Annotated in this window: 7 protein-coding genes; 4 read left to right on the top strand and 3 right to left on the bottom strand. The window is 67.7% G+C overall.

Annotated features, from left to right (window positions below; translation table 11 throughout):
- The first annotated feature begins 7 nt into the window (after positions 1-7).
- The 4 genes from ENSA7_RS17275 (at position 8) to ENSA7_RS17260 (ending at position 9,507) form a co-directional block, all read left to right on the top strand.
- A complete protein-coding gene (locus ENSA7_RS17275) occupies positions 8-4,129 on the top strand; it encodes a type I polyketide synthase (RefSeq protein WP_106090399.1) in 4,122 nt (1,373 codons plus the stop codon).
- A 278-nt stretch (positions 4,130-4,407) separates the two neighbouring features.
- Positions 4,408-6,837 carry a LamG-like jellyroll fold domain-containing protein gene (locus ENSA7_RS17270; RefSeq protein ID WP_181233829.1) on the top strand — a complete coding sequence of 810 codons (2,430 nt, stop codon included), beginning with the start codon at positions 4,408-4,410 and terminating at the stop codon, positions 6,835-6,837.
- A 233-nt stretch (positions 6,838-7,070) separates the two neighbouring features.
- Positions 7,071-8,747 (top strand): SulP family inorganic anion transporter, encoded by a 1,677-nt coding sequence (locus tag ENSA7_RS17265; RefSeq protein WP_106090397.1) that lies wholly within the window; start codon positions 7,071-7,073, stop codon positions 8,745-8,747.
- 181 nt (positions 8,748-8,928) lie between these two features.
- Complete coding sequence (locus ENSA7_RS17260) at positions 8,929-9,507, top strand: Uma2 family endonuclease (protein WP_244923828.1); 579 nt, start codon at positions 8,929-8,931, stop codon at positions 9,505-9,507.
- Between the two features lie 32 nt (positions 9,508-9,539).
- Here ENSA7_RS17260 and ENSA7_RS17255 read toward each other — a convergent pair whose 3' ends face one another.
- From ENSA7_RS17255 to ENSA7_RS17245, 3 genes are all read right to left on the bottom strand, one after another.
- Positions 9,540-11,957: a trypsin-like peptidase domain-containing protein gene (locus tag ENSA7_RS17255; RefSeq protein WP_106090396.1), complete on the bottom strand. Its 2,418-nt coding sequence runs from the start codon at positions 11,955-11,957 to the stop codon at positions 9,540-9,542.
- 97 nt (positions 11,958-12,054) lie between these two features.
- A complete protein-coding gene (locus tag ENSA7_RS17250; protein ID WP_106090395.1) occupies positions 12,055-15,339 on the bottom strand; it encodes an NHL repeat-containing protein in 3,285 nt (1,094 codons plus the stop codon).
- An 18-nt stretch (positions 15,340-15,357) separates the two neighbouring features.
- Complete coding sequence (locus ENSA7_RS17245) at positions 15,358-16,767, bottom strand: MBOAT family O-acyltransferase (protein ID WP_181233828.1); 1,410 nt, start codon at positions 16,765-16,767, stop codon at positions 15,358-15,360.
- Between the last annotated feature and the right edge of the window lie 59 nt (positions 16,768-16,826).

Raw genomic sequence — 16,826 nt, 5'->3', positions numbered from 1 at the left:
CCCCCAAATGGACAAGTCAGAATTGCTGCGTCAGTCCCTGTTGAGGATCAACGCCCTCAAGGCCCGCGTCGCCGAGCTCGAGGCCGCGCCGGCCGAGCCGATCGCAATCGTGGGTATCGGCCTGCGGTTCCCCGGCGGGCTGGGCGACCCGCGACAATTTTGGGCTGGCCTGTGCGCGGGCGTCGACGTGATCCAGGAGATCCCCGAGCAGCGCTGGCCGGCCGGCGAAGCCGAGACCCGCTTCGCTGGCATGATCGATCGCATCTACGAGTTCGAGCCAGGCTTCTTCGGCCTGTCCGAGCGCGAGGCTCGAATGATGGATCCCCAGCAGCGGCTGCTGCTCGAGATCGCCTGGAGCGCGCTCGCGGACGCCGGGCTGCCGCTGGCCAGCGTCCGCGGCAGCGAGACCGGTGTGTTCATCGGCGCGTCGGGCTTCGACTGGACCTTGCTGGCGTTCGCCGAGCAGACGATCGACGCCTACTCGGCGACCGGGTCGAGCCACTCGATCCTCGCCAATCGGCTCTCGTACCTGTGGGATCTTCGCGGCCCGAGCTTCAGCATTGACGCGGCCTGTGCCTCGTCGCTGGTCGCCGTGCACCTGGGCGTCGCGGCCCTGCGTCGGCGCGAGTGCGATCGGGTCATCGCGGGCGGCGTGCAGGCCCACCTGGTGCCGCACACGACCATGTCGCTGGCCCGGTTCGGGATGATGGCCGCCGACGGTCGCTGCAAGGCGTTCGACTCGCGCGGCGACGGGTTCGTGCGCTCCGAGGGCTGCGGCGTGGTCGTGCTCGCCCGCCTGTCCGACGTCGACCTGAGCCGCGACCGGGTCTACGCGGTGATCCACGGCTCTGCGACCAATCAAGACGGGCGCAGCAATGGGCTGACCGCCCCCAACGCGCTCGCGCAGGCCCGCGTGCTGAAGGCCGCGCTCGCCGACGCCCGGCTGGCGCCCGAAGACGTCGGCTTGATCGAGACCCACGGGACCGGGACTGCGCTCGGCGATCCGATCGAGTTTCAGGCGATCAGCAGTGTGTATGGCGAGGCCACCCGGCCGTGCTTGCTGGGCGCGGTCAAGACCAACCTGGGGCACACCGAGGCCGCCGCGGGCGTCGCTGGGCTGATCAAGGCTGCGCTGGCGATCCACCACGGGCGGATCCCTGGCAACCTTCACCTCGAGCGCATCAACCCCGACGTCGAGCTCGAGGGCACGCGCTTTGTTCTGCCCCGCGAGTCGACGACCTGGGACGGGCCGCGCTACGCCGCGGTCAGCAGCTTTGGGTTTGGTGGCACCAACGCCCACGCGCTCTTGGGTCCGGCTCCCGAGCGTGAAAACTCGAAGCGGCCGCCCAGCGAGATCATCTTCGCGCCGATCTCGGCCAACAGCCGCGAGGCCTTCTTCGAGCGCGCCGCTCAGCTCGCTCAGCTCGCGCACGATCCCGCGATCGACCCCCACGAGCTCGCGTACACCCTGGCCGCGCGCAGCACTCACCTGCCGTGGCGCGGTCACGCGATCGGGCGCGACCGGGCCAGCCTCGCGAGCGCGCTAAACCAGGCCCACCCGACCCTCGCCAGCTCGACGACACCGCGCGTGGTGTTCTTGTTCTCCGGTCAGGGCGGCCAGTGGATCGACATGGGCCGCGCGCTGGCGAGCTGGTCGGCCGTGTTTCGTGACGCTCTGTCTCGCTGTGAGCAGGCGATCACCAACGTCGCAGGATGGAGCTTGTCGGCGGCGCTCGGCTCCGAGACCGAGCTGGCTCGCGTCGACCGGGTACAGCCAGCGATCTTCGCGATGCAGGTCGCCGCCGCGGCCCTGTGGCGGAGCTTCGGCGTCGAGCCGGACGTGGTCTTGGGCACCTCCATGGGCGAGGTCGCGGCGGCCCAGGTCGCCGGGTTGCTCGGGCTCGACGACGCCGCGCGGGTGATCACCACGCGCAGCCAATTGGTCGCCGAGCGACTCGACACACCCGGGGCGATGGCCACCGTCGCGCTGTCCGAGGCCGAAGTTCGCCAGCGCCTGGCCGCGCGCCCCTCGGATCTGGAGATCGCCGTCGTCAACAGCCCGATCAACGTGGTCGTCGCGGGCTCACCCGCGCCGCTGCTCGAGCTCATGGCCGAGCTCGAGGCCGACGGCGTGTTCACCCGCCGGATCCACGTGGACTACGCCTCCCACTGTAGCCACGTCGACAAGCTCTCGGCCGGCGTCGAAGCTGCGCTGCGCGGCCTGGCTCCCGGCGACGGCCCCCGCACGCCGATGCTGTCGACGGTGACCCTGGCGTGGCTCGAAGACGCGACCGCGCCGAGCTACTGGAAAGCGAACCTGCGCGAGCCCGTGCGCCTGTGGCCGGCCCTGAGCGAGGTGCTGCGTCCGGCGGGCGACGTGGTGATCGAGCTGAGTCCGCACCCGGTGTTGAGCGTGCCGCTCGAAGATCCGCTGGGGCAGCTCGATCCGCCGAGCAGTCTGAGCTGCGGGATGGCGCGCGGTGGCGGGCCCGAGGCGTTTCTCGGTGCGCTGGGTCGGGTGTGGGCCCGCGGGGTCGAGCCGCGCTGGACCGGGCCGTGGCTGGGCGGACGCGTCACCAGTCTTCCCAGTTACCCGTGGACCCGCCGCAGCTACGGGCCGGGGATCCGCCTCGCCGATCCCCGCACCGGTCGCGCGGGCGTGGTCGCGTCGGACGCCAGCGACGCCGCCCCGCCCGTCAGCGACCGCGCCGAGCTCTCGGTCGAGGCGCTGGTGGTCAACACCCTCGCGCATGAGCTCGGAGCCACGTCGGAGCTGGCCATGGACGTGCCGCTGCGCGAGCTCGGCCTCGACTCGCTGATGGCCTCGCATTTGCGCGCGCGCCTGGCTGATCATGGCTACGAGATCCCGCTGCTCGAGGTGCTGCAGGCCGCGGGGATCCGCTCGCTCGTCGCCAAGCTCCGCGATGGCGCAACCCGAGACCCGGCCGCCACACCGACGCGCGGTCCATGGTTCGTGACGTCGCGCCCGCGTCCGCAGGCCGACGTGATCCTCTACTGTGTGCCGTACGGCGGCGGCTCGGCGGGCGCCTTTCGCCCGTGGAACGACGCGATGCCCGAGTGGCTCGAGATCCGCGCGGTCGAGGCACCCGGCCGCGGGACCCGGCTGGGCGAGGCTTGGCCGACCAGCGTCGACGAGCTCGTCACCGAGCTGACGCGGGCGATCATCGATGATCTGCACACCCTCGACGGTCAGACCTTCGCGCTCTACGGCCACTGTTCCGGCTCGCTGATCGCCTACGAGGTCGCCCGGCAGCTGTCGGCTGCCGGTCACGTGCCGCGCCACCTGTTCGTGGCCGCGCTGGGGCCACCCGCCCGCTACAAGCTCGACGAGCTGGTCGGCGCGGTCGAGCGCTCGGGCGCGGCCCTGCACGACATGAGCGACGACCTGCTGCTGGGGTTCCTGCGTAGCGTCGAATTTCAGGGCCTCGAGGAGTTCGACCGCGACGTCGAGCTGCGCGACATGGCGATGGCGACCATGCGCGCCGACAGCCGCATGATGATGACCTACCGGCCTGTCCCGGCCGAGCCACTTGGGATCCCGATCACCGCGATCGGCGGGGCCCGGGATCCCGTGATCAACGTGTTCGAGCTGTGGCAGTGGGCGCCACACACCAACGTGCGCTTCGATTGGCGATGGTTTCCCGCGGGCAATCACTACTTTCACGTTGATCATGCCGACGAGCTCGCGCGGGTCTTCGCTGTGCTGCGAGCGGACGAGCTGCCCGAGCCGCACCCGCGGACGACCACCGCGATCGCGCTCACGCCGACCGACGTGGTGCGCAGCTTCTATGCCGCGCAGGGCAGCGATCCGACCGCCTGCGAGCCCTTTGTCGCTGACGCGGTCGAGTGGCGGATCCTCGGCATGGACGCGCTCGAGCCGACTGACCCCGAGCGATCCGCTCGTTCCTGGTGCACCCGCGCCTCGGTGAGCGCCGTCGCCATGCACGAGCTCGAGCTCGCGCTCCGCGGTGACGACGAGATCGACGCCGCTTGCAGCCTCACGCTGAAGCTCGCCACCGGCGGGTCATGCCAGCACCCACACACGGCGCGCTACCGGGTCCGAAGCGGGAAGATCGTCGCAGGCGAGATCCACATCGGCCGCCCCTGATCCCGGAGACGCCTGCGGGATTGTGCTTCGAATCTCGCCATCACCCGGCGCCACGGCCAGCCGCGACGAGCTGCGCGTCGGTGCGGTCGCCCGGGTGTCCTTTGTGGTCGCGCCCCCGTGTTGTCTTCCCTGAGAAAAAAAATAGTCATCGAGAGTTGTCCGATCCGGTCGCGCTGCGACAACCCGAGCGAGGTGAGACCTCACGGCGTACCCGAACATCAGGAACTCTCATGAAAACGTACATATTTACCGTCTTGGCCATCAGCAGCATCCCTTCCGTGGCACTCGCCAGCACAGTGGGCTACAAGTCCGGTGTCGGTCCGTGGACCGACATCGAGCTGTCGATCGGTGAAGATGCAATCTATCACTGCGATGCCATCGGGTACGACGAGATGGTCGACGTCAACCTCAATCGCAACACCAGCTGGCAAGAGACGAACGTCTACATGTGCATGGATCACTCCCTCATGTGGCCTGACCAATTTCAGGCCAATCGGCCGATCGCCGACCTGCGGCTGATCATCGACGGCTGGGACGTGGTCGGCGGCTCGAGCGGGGATGAACTGTGCCAGGACATAGGGCCCGACTATTATCAGGTCGGGGGTTTCTATCAGAATCAGAGGTACATTGGGGTTGTGCCCATCGGGAGCCCCTACTTCGCGCCTGACGCCGCAGAACTCAACACGACGGGGTCCTGGGGCAACGACGAAGTTCTTCTGTGTGCATATCAGCCGCCCGATTCGACGTACATCCTCGATCAACTCTACGTGGCCGCGTCCGATGACAAGGACGAGGCGAAGGCCAAGTGCGCTGACGACACGTTTGTGAGCGTGCCGGGGACCGACAAGGACGGGGACCCGATGGCCTGGGTCGACCTCAATCACGACGTGGGGGGCGACTTCATCTACATGTGCCGCAGCCGGGTCGGCCGCGACACCATCCACCTCGAGAAGCGGCGCTCGACCAAGTACAACGGCGCGCAGCGGTGGTTCAGCATCCCCGAGCCATTGAAGATTGGTCACAACACCAGCGATCATGCCCGCCTGCAATCGTGGGCGTTCGACAACCTGTCGTCATTCACGATTGCGCTCGGGCTCGAGCTCGAGCCCATGCCCAAGAGCCACAGCTCCCGCACGCTCTTGTCGGTCTCGCGCAACGCCCAGTCCAATCACTTGATCCTCGAGTACTACGAATCCGACGGGGGCCTGTGGCTGACCCTCGACGGCACCAAGTACAGCTTGGGCACGGCCGCGCTGACGCTCGGCACCAGGCACGTCGTCGCGGTCACCAAGTCCGGAAGCTCGGCCTCGGCCTACATCGACGGCGTGTTGATCGGCAGCGCCGCGGTCGGGGCGTTCACCCTCGACCCGGTCAACGCCGGCGTCGTCGGCGAGGTGATCCTTGGCCAGGAGCAAGACACGATGGGCGGTGGCTTCGACGCCAACCAGAGCCTCGGCGGCACGATCTTCAGCGCCTCTGTCTATGACGAAGCGCTCAGCGCCGCCCAGGTGAGCACGGCGCAAGGTCGTTGGCGAGCTGGCAACGACTCGGGGACGACGCTCGATCTGCTCTTCATCGAGGACACCTCGGGGATCGGTTGGTCACAGATCGACGAGGGGAGCGTTGGCAGCTGGGACTGGGAATATCGTCCGTCCGAATGGATCCCGCCGCACGGGTGGATGCTGACCCAGCATTTCAACGCCGGCAGCGAAGGACCGATCGCCCTCGACGGCCACACGCCATGGTTTGGCACCGGGCAGGTGAGCGATCTGTGGATGGAGGAGGGCCGGTTCAGCGTGAACCTCTGGAATGGCGACGACGACGGCATCGGCATCATTTACGGCTACCGGGACGAGGACAACTTCTACCGCGCGGAGATCGATGGCCTGACCGGCGCCGCCCGGATCACGCGGGTTGTCGACGGTGAATACGAGCTGCTCGGGACTGGGTCGTGTGGCGATGGCCTCCCTGTCAGCTGGGCGTTCGACATGGAGGTCGACATCTCCGACACGGCCGACGCGAGCATCAACCACGTCCTGCGCGTCTTCGGCCAGCCCTGCGCGACCGTCAACGAGGACGAGTATCGCGGCGGCAACGTCGGGGTCTGGACCGCGTGGAACGAGAAGACCTCGTTTCTCCAGTACCACATGAGCTCGTACGCCACGATCGACGGGAGCGACGACGTCCCCGGGCAGTCATGGAACTTTGCGACGGACGAGCTGCTCATCGGCGACAACAGCTGGGACGCGGCGCAGCTCGACAGCCGCGCGTTTGATGGCATGGACGACTTCAGTCTGACCTGCGAGGTCCGCCTCGACGGGCTGCAGGTCTCGGGGGCGTACCCCGGCAACACCCTGCTGTCCTGCGCCAACCCCTGGCAGGACAACGCGATGAGCTACTGGTACGAAGCGGCTTCGGGCCTGTTCGCCGTGCGGATCAACAACACCACACGCACCTTCAGCGTGTCGCAGGAGGTCCAGGACGCGGTCGCGGACGGCGAGTACCACGAGTGGGGGGTGTCTCGATCGGGCGACGTGGTCAGCGTCAGCTTCGACGGCGCCTCGGTCGGCGTTGCCAACGGTTTCGGCGGCCCGACCGACGTGAGCGTGTGCTTCATCGGCCAGGAGCAGGACTGTGACGGCGGCTGCTTCGATAGCAACCAAAGCCTGCTCGGCTCGGTGGACGGCTGCTCCCTCGAGCGGGGGTGAGCCCTGGACCGGCGGACGAAGCGGTTGATGTCGACCCCGGAGGCCACGATCGTTCAGGTCGTGGCCTTCGGGCGTAGTTCATTCCTGGTGGGCTGACAGCGGGCTGCCCCCGCTACCGAGCACATCCACACGTGCGCGACATACGGGGTTGTAACCGCGTTCGCGCTCCGGTAAGGAGCCCGCCCTTCACCGCCCCGGCGACCTGCCGGCGCGCGAGATGGCCCAAAAATTCCATGCCTACCAGCCCAGAACGAGGCAGCGTCCGCGCGGACGTCCTCAGCGGAATTACAGTTGCCCTGGCCCTCGTGCCAGAGGCTGTCGCTTTTGCTTTTGTCGCCGGCGTCCCCCCCGTGGTCGGACTCTATGGCGCGTTCATGATGGGGTTGATCGCGTCGCTCTTCGGCGGCCGCCCCGGCATGATCTCGGGAGCCACCGGTGCGATGGCGGTGGTCATGGTGTCGCTGGTCAGTGAGGGCAATGCGATGGGCCTCGCCGCAGGTGACAGCTCGGGCTCGGCGGGCTTGCAGTATCTGTTCGCGACCTTGGTGTTGGCGGGTCTCATCCAGATCGCCGCGGGCGCGATGCGCCTGGGCAAGTTCGTTCGCATGATCCCCAGCCCCGTGATGATGGGCTTCGTCAACGGCCTCGCCGTCGTCATCTTCCTGTCGCAGCTGGGCATGTTCCACGATGCGCAAGGGTGGCTCACCGGCGCGCCTCTGCTCACCATGCTGGGGCTCACCGCGTTGACGATGGGGATCATGGTCGGCCTTCCGCGCGTCACCACCAAGGTCCCAGCAGCGTTGGCCGCGATCGTTGCTGTCGCTGTGATCACGATCGTCGCCGGCATCGAGACGCCGACGGTTGCGAGCTTCATCACCGATCGCGGCGGAGATGGCATCGCTGCAGGTCTGCCCAGTTTTGCGGTCCCCGCGATCCCCTTCGATCAGCACACGCTTGGGTTCATCTTCCCCTATGCGGCCATCTTGGCAGCGATCGGGCTGATCGAGTCCTTGATGACCCTCAACTTGGTCGACGAGCTCACCGACACCCGCGGCGATGCAAACCGTGAGTGTGTCGCTCAAGGCGCGGCGAACATCACGAACGGCTTTTTTGGTGGCATGGGCGGCTGCGCGATGATCGGGCAGAGCATCATCAACATCAAGTCGGGTGGGCGTACACGGCTCTCCGGCGTCGTGGCCTCGCTGGCCCTGCTCGCGTTTATCTGCTTTGGCTCGAGCTACATCGAGCTCATCCCGATCGCGGCGCTGGTCGGCGTCATGTTCATGGTGGTGATCGGCACCTTCGCCTGGAACACCTTTCGCATCATCAACAAGGTCCCAGCCCCGGACGTGGTCGTGATGGCCTTGGTCACCGGGCTGACCGTCGTCTACGACCTCGCGCTCGCGGTGATCTGCGGGGTCATCGTCTCGGCCCTGGTCTTCGCCTGGGAAAACGCGCTTCGCATTCGAGCGCGCAAGCATGTCGACGCCGCCGGGGTCAAGCACTACGAGATCTACGGGCCCCTCTTCTTCGGCTCGACCACCCTCTTCGCCTCGAAGTTCGACGTAGCCTCCGACCCTGACGAGGTCGTCATCGACTTCGCCGAGTCGCGGGTCGTCGATCAGAGCGCGATCGAAGCGCTGAACAAGCTCGCCGAGCGCTACCACGCCGCCTCCAAGACGCTGCACCTGCGCCACCTCAGCGCCGACTGCATCAAGCTCATCCGACGCGCCGAGAAGGTCTGCGACGTCAATGTGCTCGAGGATCCCGAGTACTACGTGGCTGTGGACAACTACCGCCGCTCGCTGCAAGACGCGATCGGAGCTGGCGGCGTTGCGTCGCTCGACGATGCGAACCTGCACGAGCTCGCCCGTGAAGGCCGCAACCTGCGCAATTCTCCGAGTAAATGACCCCACACGAGTTGGCGCCATCCGATGCCATCCGATGCCGCGGAGTCGCCGTCCGCAGGGGTCGCGGAGGCTTCCGCGGAAGCCTCCAGATCGGGGCGTCGGAGCCAGTTTCGCCCCAGCGCTTGGGCACGCCTGCTCAGCCCTCGTACGTCGAGGATTCGCAGTGCGTCATACTGGTCCGGTGACCGCCGAAGCCGCCACCCAGCGCATGAGCTACGCCGACTACGCCGAGTTGGAGCGCCAGGGACTCGGCAAACACGAGTACCTTCGGGGTGAGGTGGTTGCCATGACCGACGGGACGCTGGAGCACGCCCGCCTCGCCAGCCAGCTCGCCTACTTGTTGGGCCGTGAGCTCGCGGGCGGGTCCTGCCGGGTGTTCTCCTCCGACCTCCGCGTGCGCATCGAAGCGACGGATCTCGACACCTACCCCGACCTCTCGGTGGTCTGCGGCGATCCCCAGACCGCGGCGGCAGACGACCACGCCCTGCTCAACCCCACGCTCGTCATCGAGGTCCTGTCGAAGTCGACCGAGGGCTACGACCGCGGGCAGAAGGCATCTCATTATCGCCGGATCCCTGCGCTGAAGGGATACCTGCTGGTATCGCAACAAACGCGACAGCTCGAGCTGCAGACTCGCCGAGACGACGGGAGCTGGACCTTGCTCGAGGCCGGGCCGGGGGAGCAGCTCTGCATCGAGGCGCTGGGGGTCACGCTGGACGTCGATGAGGTCTACCAGGGCTCACTCGGCCCGCAGGTCTGACGCTGGCGTCGCGCAGTTGAAGCCGCGGCCGCTCAGCGTGACTCTTTGCTAGCCTCGGGGTCGAGGGCCAGGGCCTCGAACTGCTTGAACGCCGCCCGCTGCTTGGACCCGACCCGAGCGCTGTCGAACATGGGCGTAATCTCGCTCGGGGTCTGGGCCTCGAGCTGGGCGCCGAGCGTGAAGACCTCCTCGGCGTGGAGCGGATCGCCGAAGCGCGAGACCAACACCTGGTCGAAGCTGCCGTCGTTGTCGCTGTCGTAGTAGGCCCAAGCCATGATGCCGTCGTAGACGAACACGAACTCGGCCTCGTAGCTGCCGGCGTGAAGCGCCTCCTCGACGCTGAGCTGCTTGCGGTCCTTGCCCTTGAAGCTGTCGCGGTCGAGGTCGGCGAACAGCATGATCCGGTCGAACTCGACGACGTGGACGGCGGCGCGCTTGCTGCCTTCGACCTCGCCGATCATCGCGCCTCGGTGCACGGTCATGTCCGGGAACGACGAGAGTCCGTCATCGACATCGGCGTGGGCCTGGGGGAACGCGTGGCCGAACATACGCTCGAGGGTCGCGGCCTGGCCGGGATCAGCGAGCAGCCCCGGGCGGAGCATGCGTCGGCCAATGTGGATCGGCGCGGCCACAGCCTTGCCGTCGGGGGTGTAGCTGGTCGCCTCGACCACCACGCCGCGTGCGAGGCTCGACCCGACCAGTAGCAGGTCGAACTCGCCGTCGTTGTCGGTGTCGTACCAGACCCGCAGTGGCGTGCTGTCGACGACCATGAACTCGGCGTCGACGGACCCGGCCGCGAGCGCGGCGCTGGCTTCGGCGTTGTTGGCAAACCCGGCGATCGAGTCTTGATCGGCGTCGATCAAAACGCGGATGTCGAGGCGAGTCTGGGCGTAGAGCGTGTCGGCCTTGCCATCGTCGTCATGGTCGTCGAACTCGAGCTCGATGGCGTTGGTCCGGGTCGGCGCGCGAGGGTCGTGGCTGGGGCGCTCGAACACGTCGGCGAAGCTCGCGACGCGCTCGCCGATCGCAGCGTCGGCGAACAGCCGACCGTCGAGACCCGAGGCGCCATCGAGGCTGGGATCGCGGGTGACGCTGGCGTCGAGGCCCGCGAACCCGATCACCTGCTCGGTCTCGCCATTTTGGACGATCAGGCTGTCGAGGTCGCCGTCGTTGTCGCGATCGAGGTAGATGAACAGGTCGCTGACCGGCGCCGGCCGGCCCCCGGCGCTCGCCTCGGTGCGTGGCAAGCGGGGCCGGCGAAACGCGACCATCTCGGCGTCGAAGCTGCGATCGCCGTAGAGCTCGGACAGCTTGGGGACTGGCGTGCCGCTGGCGAAAGTGTCTTGGTCGACGTCGACGAACAGCCCGTGGCAGGACATCGACTCGTTGCAGCTCCCGTGGACCAGGATCGAGTCGAACTCGCCGTCACGATCGACGTCGGCGAGGCTGCCCTCGAACCCCGCGACCTCCCAGGGATCGGGGATCCAGGTGACCGGCTCGCTCGGGACCACGGCGACGAACTCGCGCAGCTCGTCGACGTGAATGTGATACGCGACGGTCCCGATGGTCTTGTCGTGACTCAGGGCCGAGGTCACCGAGGCGTTGAGCCCGACCAGCGCGTGGGTTTGCTCGTCGATCAGCGGCCCGCCGCTGTCCCCGGGCAGGATCGTGCAGTCGGTCTGAATCTGGAGGCCCGCGTCGGCCGCGGCCTTGGCCAAGTACTCGCTCATCTCGGCCCGTTCGGCCTCAGTCCAGGTCTCGCCCCTCAGGTGGACCATGGCCGCGGCCCGGCTCTCGAGCGTGCCGATCGCGTTGATGTTGCAGTGCTTGACCGCCCAGCCGAACCCAACGCCGGCGTTGCCGATCGCCGCGACCCGGCGACCAGGCTTGGGCGGGTCGGTGGCCAAGCTGATCGAGGCCAGCCCGGGCGGGACCCCGGCGACGCGCAGCAGCGCGAGGTCGCGCTTGGGGTCGACCTCGAGCGCGATCGCGTCGTACCGGGGCCCGGGCTTGACCGAACCGTTCTTTTGGATGTCGACGGTCGTGACCTCGACCTCGAACTGGAACTCATCGGTGAGCGCGTCGGCGATCACGTGAAAATTGGTCAGGACCAGCCCGTCCCCAATATGCACGCCAGAGCCGTGGCCCCAGCGCGTCGTGACCAGCACCGTCGCCGGCGCGCTGACGTCGTAGGAGGTCTCGCCCGATTGCGCGGTCCGGAGCAGCCCCGCGGTGTTGGGCGCATGCATGCCGTGGCTCTCCTCGAGCGCGGAGGCGTTGGGGAGCACGCCGTGCTGGGCCGCGGCGGGGCCCGTCGCGGCGGGGCTCGTGGTCGGCGAAGCGTCGGCGCTGAGCGTGGGCTCGGACGGGCTGCCAGCGCAGGCGAGGGCGCTCGTGCACGCCAGCGCGAGCAAAGCCAGATCGGTACGACGCGAATATACTCGTGACATCAGCTCCGACCATAGCCCAGCGCGGAACGGCGAGCCTATGTTCGAGCAGAGGTCGAAACCGCGCGGGCTGTTGGAGCCGCGAGGGGCCGTGAGCCGTCTACTTCCCCGCAATGAACTCGCGCAGCGCGTCGCTCAAGCTCTCGTGGGTGAGCTGCTCGCGGCGAACGATCGTCGCGCCTTCATCGACGCCAGCGCCGTACTCGTCGTAGCGCCCAAACCGAGCGAGCACGATCTCCGCCGTGCGGGCGCCATTGTGCAGCCGAACCGTCTGCTCATACACGACCGCGAGGACCAGCTCGTCGAGCGCGAGCGCCTCGGGGACCTGGGCGAGATCCACGAACACCAACAAGTGATCCCCGTCGTAGTCGACCTGCGTCGCCGCGGCCGGCAAGCGGCTCAGCCGCTCCGCCCACCCAAACTCATGAGCCTCGAACGCGGCGGAGAGCGGCTCGGTCCGGGCCGACTCGACCGACTCGGGCCCCGCCGACCGCAGCGCCGGGCTTCGCTCGCGCAGCCAATCCCGAACGCTCGGTGACAGGGCCGCGACGATCTCCTCGGCGACCGTGTCGATCGCCCACGGCGGCGGATGGATCCCCGTGATCGGCGGGCTCGCGAACGGCGTGACCTCCATGTGCCGATCCAGAACCGGGTCGCCAACCTCGATCACCTCGAACCCCCGCTCGCGCGCGAGCTGCAAGAACCGCACGACCTGGTCGGAAGCGGGCCGCAGCGCCTCACGGTTGCGCACGATATACGGCGAGGTGTCGATGATCACCAGCTTCGAGTCCCAGCGCCGCGCGAGCTTGGTCAGGCGCTCGAGCTGCTCAGCCATGAACGCCTCGTCGGCGTCGTCGGGCAAGAAGGTCGAGGCGTTGGCCTCGATCGAGATGATGTCGGGTCGCCCGACCTGCATGAACCCCTTGATCGCGGTGATCTGTCGGGTCAGCCGCCCGCCGGGGATCGTGCGCTGAAAGGTGTGAAGCCGAACGCCCTCGCGCAGCGCGAGGTCACGCTCGAGCCCCTGCGCGAGCTGGCGACCCAGCGAGTACTGACCAACCAGCTCGGACATCGACATCATCGATGAGCCCATGAGCAACCAGACGTAGGGCCCGCGCGGCTCGAGCTGGGTCGCGCGCGGGTCGTCCAGGAACCGGGTTGGATCGTGATCCTCCATGGCCCGCTCGCCGGTCCGGGCCGCCAGCAGGTCGCGAAACCCAAGCCGGTCCAGGCTGAACTGGCCGATCTTCGACACGCCCAACAGCCCGTCTTCGAGCCGCAGCAAGCGCGAGCGCCCGCGCTCGAGGTAGACCAGCGTGGCCGAGCGCTGATCCAGCGCCATCGAGCCTTCGTGGTAATAGGACGAGAACCCCTGCGTGGCCTGGTTGAAGTAGAAGTAGCCAAGCCCGACCACCAGCGGCTTGAGCCACGGGTAGACGACCTCGCGCTCGAGATCCAAGTACCGCAGGTGCGCGCGCTCGGTCACTGGCTGCTCGTAGGCGCCCGGCTCGGGGTGCGGCGCGAGATCCTGGACCAACAAGCCACCGTAGCGCTCGACGTACTCGAGCCCGACGATCTCGGTCAGCTTGATGTCCGCGAACGGGCGTGGGAACGACTTGGTGTCGCTCTGCGGGAGCACCTCACCGCCCGCGTTCTCGAACACCAGGCGCAGCTGCTCGGGATCTGGCGCGGCCAGGTTCAGCTCGCGCGCCGACGCCTCGGTGGCGTGGAGCTGGCCGTTCGCGGTTGCGAGGTAGAGCTCGCCCGCGGCGTTGATCGTGAACGCCGAGATCTGCAATCCGGCAGCCTCGCCGCCGCGGATGACCGACGTCGCGCGCGTCGACGCCAACCCAAGCGCGACGATGCGGGTGTCGGCGCCGCGCGACTGCAACATGTAGATCTGTTCTTCGTGCCCGCGCAGGGCCTGGATCTGCCAGCGAGCGTTGGTGTGCATGACCGTCTGCACCTGGCCCGCGTCGAGGCGTCGAAGTTGTCGACCTTCGTTGTCCGCGAAGTAGATCGCGTCCCCGACGAACATCGGCGCCGAAGGCCCGCTGAGCAGCGCGACAACTCGGTCCCCGTCGAGATCACCGGCGACACCCGGGCGACCCGCGAGCGTCGAGACCACCCGCAGATCACCGTGGAGCTGACGCAGGACATGATTGCCCGTGTCCGCGATCACGATCTGCCGACCGTCAGGCGAGACCGCGACCCCGCGCGGAGACGCAAACTGGGCCTGCCACGCCGCGCCGTCGCTCGACCCAGCATCGAGCCGCGCGACCAAGCTGGCGTCGAACCCCCACGGTGCGATCAGCTCTGGCGTGCTGGGCAGACGCGCGAGGCTCAGCCCCAGCTGGTGCAGCAGGTTGATCGCCAGCACGCGGTGCCCCTCTGGGCGCAGGTGCACGTGATCCCAGAACAGCTCCGCGCGAAACTGCGGGTGATCCATGGGCAGCAGCGCGACCTGTCGGCCGTCGGGCTCGAGCAGGTTGTCGAGCTGCGCGAGGTAGTCACCCTGCGTGTCCGCGCGCCCGATCCCGGTCATGAACTCGTCCTCGAGTGGCACTGTGAACACCGCCAGCCTGCGCCCGCCCGCCCGACAGCGCCGCGCGATCTCTCGCAGCGCCGCGACCTGGACCGACTCGGGATCGAGCTGGGGATCGACATAGTGAACGCTGAGCCGCGCGAGCGCCTCGACCCGGTTGCCGCGCTCGGCCGGGTGCTCGGAGCTGGTCTGGGTTGGCGCGACCAGCTGCTCGCGGGCGTTTACAAAGCGATCTCGGTGGCGATAGATCGGCGCCCACTTGCGAACGACCGCCAGGATCTCGTCCACGCGCGGGACCCCCAGCGCTCGCTGCTCGTCGCGATCCGCCAGCTCCGCGAACAGCGGCCGACTCGGGGTCTCCAGCGCCGCGTAAGCCTCAGAGAAGTGGCGCGGTGACAGCTCGACCAGCAGCGAGACCCGAGCGTCTGGATCTTCGCGCTCGAGCGCCTCCACGACCGCGAGCATGTCGACCGGCAACATCCCGCTAAAGGCAACCTGACGAAACACCGCGTCCTCACGCGTAGACAGCTCGCCCTCGAGGTAGTCGACGAGTCGGTGCTCGTGCCAGTCCGCGAGCTCGGCCTGCCCGGTGTCGCCGACCACCACCGAGTCTCCGATCAGCAACCACGGCGCGCCGTCGAGCTGGGCCGTCGCTCGCAGGTAGCGGCGAACATCTGCGGCGTCCTCGAGCGTGTCGGGCCCCAGCGGGCTCTGGACCGCCGACAGCAGCAGATCAATCAAGATCAGCAGCGCGATCAAGCCCAGCACGAACCCACGGGCACGACCGGCTCCCGCTGGCGGCGGGACCGACGAGTCGGGGAGATCGGGCGTGGCTGCCATGGTCGTGATCGGATCGGCTCAGAACTGAAAGTAGATGAACGCTGGCGCCTGGTCCCGCGCCAGCAGGATCGAGGCGACGGCCAGCCCAGCGTAGAACACCAGCGACACGCTGGCGCTGTCCTGCACGCGCTCGAGCAGACGCAGGCGGCGGGCGGCCAGGCTCATTGCGAGGATCGTGTAGAAGCCGACGATGATCGCAATCTGGCTGTCAGTGATCGACTCGCGGCCCGTCAGCGCCTGACCGATCGAGCTAGCGATCACCCCAACGTCGGCGATGTGCTCGACGCGAAACAGTAACCACCCCAGGATCACCGCGTGCAGCGTAAAAGCCCAGGTCGCCATTCCGAGCACCCGCGGCGCCCGCTCGCGGAGCTTCGTCACCCACCCGCGCCCGCGCAGCTGATGGTGGAGCAGCAACAACAAGCCATGAAACAGCCCCCACAGCACGAAATTCCAGGCGGCGCCGTGCCACAGCCCCGACAGGAACATCGTCGCGCCCAGGTTGAAGAGCACCCGCGCCTTGCCAGGGCGGCTCCCGCCCAGCGGCTTGTACACATAGTCTCGAAACCAGTTGGACAGCGAGATGTGCCAGCGCCGCCAGAACTCCGAGACATTGGCCGCGAGGTAAGGCTGGTCGAAGTTCCAGATCAGCTCGACCCCAAGCAGCCGCGCCGAGCCCTTGGCGATCTCCGAGTACGCCGAGAAATCAAAGTAGATCTGCAGCGTGAACAGCAGGCAAGCGCACAGCGACGCCCAGCCCCCGTAGGCGCCTGGATCCGCGAACACACGGTCAGCCAGGATCGCGCAGTAGTCGGCGAGCACGACCTTCTTGAACAACCCGAAGATGATCAGCCGCAGCCCGGCTGCGAGGTCCTCGCTCGTGACCCGATGCCGAGCTAGGGCCTCGAGCTGCGGCAGCAAGCTCCCCGCTCGCTCGATCGGCCCCGCGATCAGCTGCGGAAAGAAGCTGACGTACAGCAAGAACCGCGTCGGCGATCGGGTCGGCTCCAGCTCTCGACGGTAGACGTCGATCGTGTAGCTCATGGTCTGGAACGTGTAGAAGCTGATGCCCGGCGGGAGCAGCACGTCGACCACGCCGCCCTGCTCGACCACGCCCAGCGCATACAGGTTGTCCAGAAAGAACCCCCGGTACTTGAAGTAGCCCAGGATCCCCAGGTTGACCGCGACGCTGAACAGCATCAACAGCTTGCGCCGCGTCGCCTGCTCGGTCCGGCCCAGCGCCAGGCCGACACCAAAGTCGGTCAGTCCAGAGATCAGGATCAGCGCCGTGAGCGGGACGCTCCAGACCGAGTAGAACGCCAGGCTCGCGACCAGCAAGAAGGGCACGCGCGCGCGGCCAGGCAGCGTCGCGAACACGCCGACCACAAGCAGCAAGAACAGCACGTACTCGATCGAGTCGAAATTCACGGCGCGGCCAGCTCTCGGCGAATCGGGATAAAAGTAGCTACGATCGTCGACGCACGCGA

Origin of the sequence: Enhygromyxa salina (assembly GCF_002994635.1) — a bacterium.
Classification (GTDB): domain Bacteria; phylum Myxococcota_A; class Polyangia; order Nannocystales; family Nannocystaceae; genus Plesiocystis; species Plesiocystis salina_B.
This window is presented reverse-complemented; position numbering and strand designations above follow the sequence as displayed.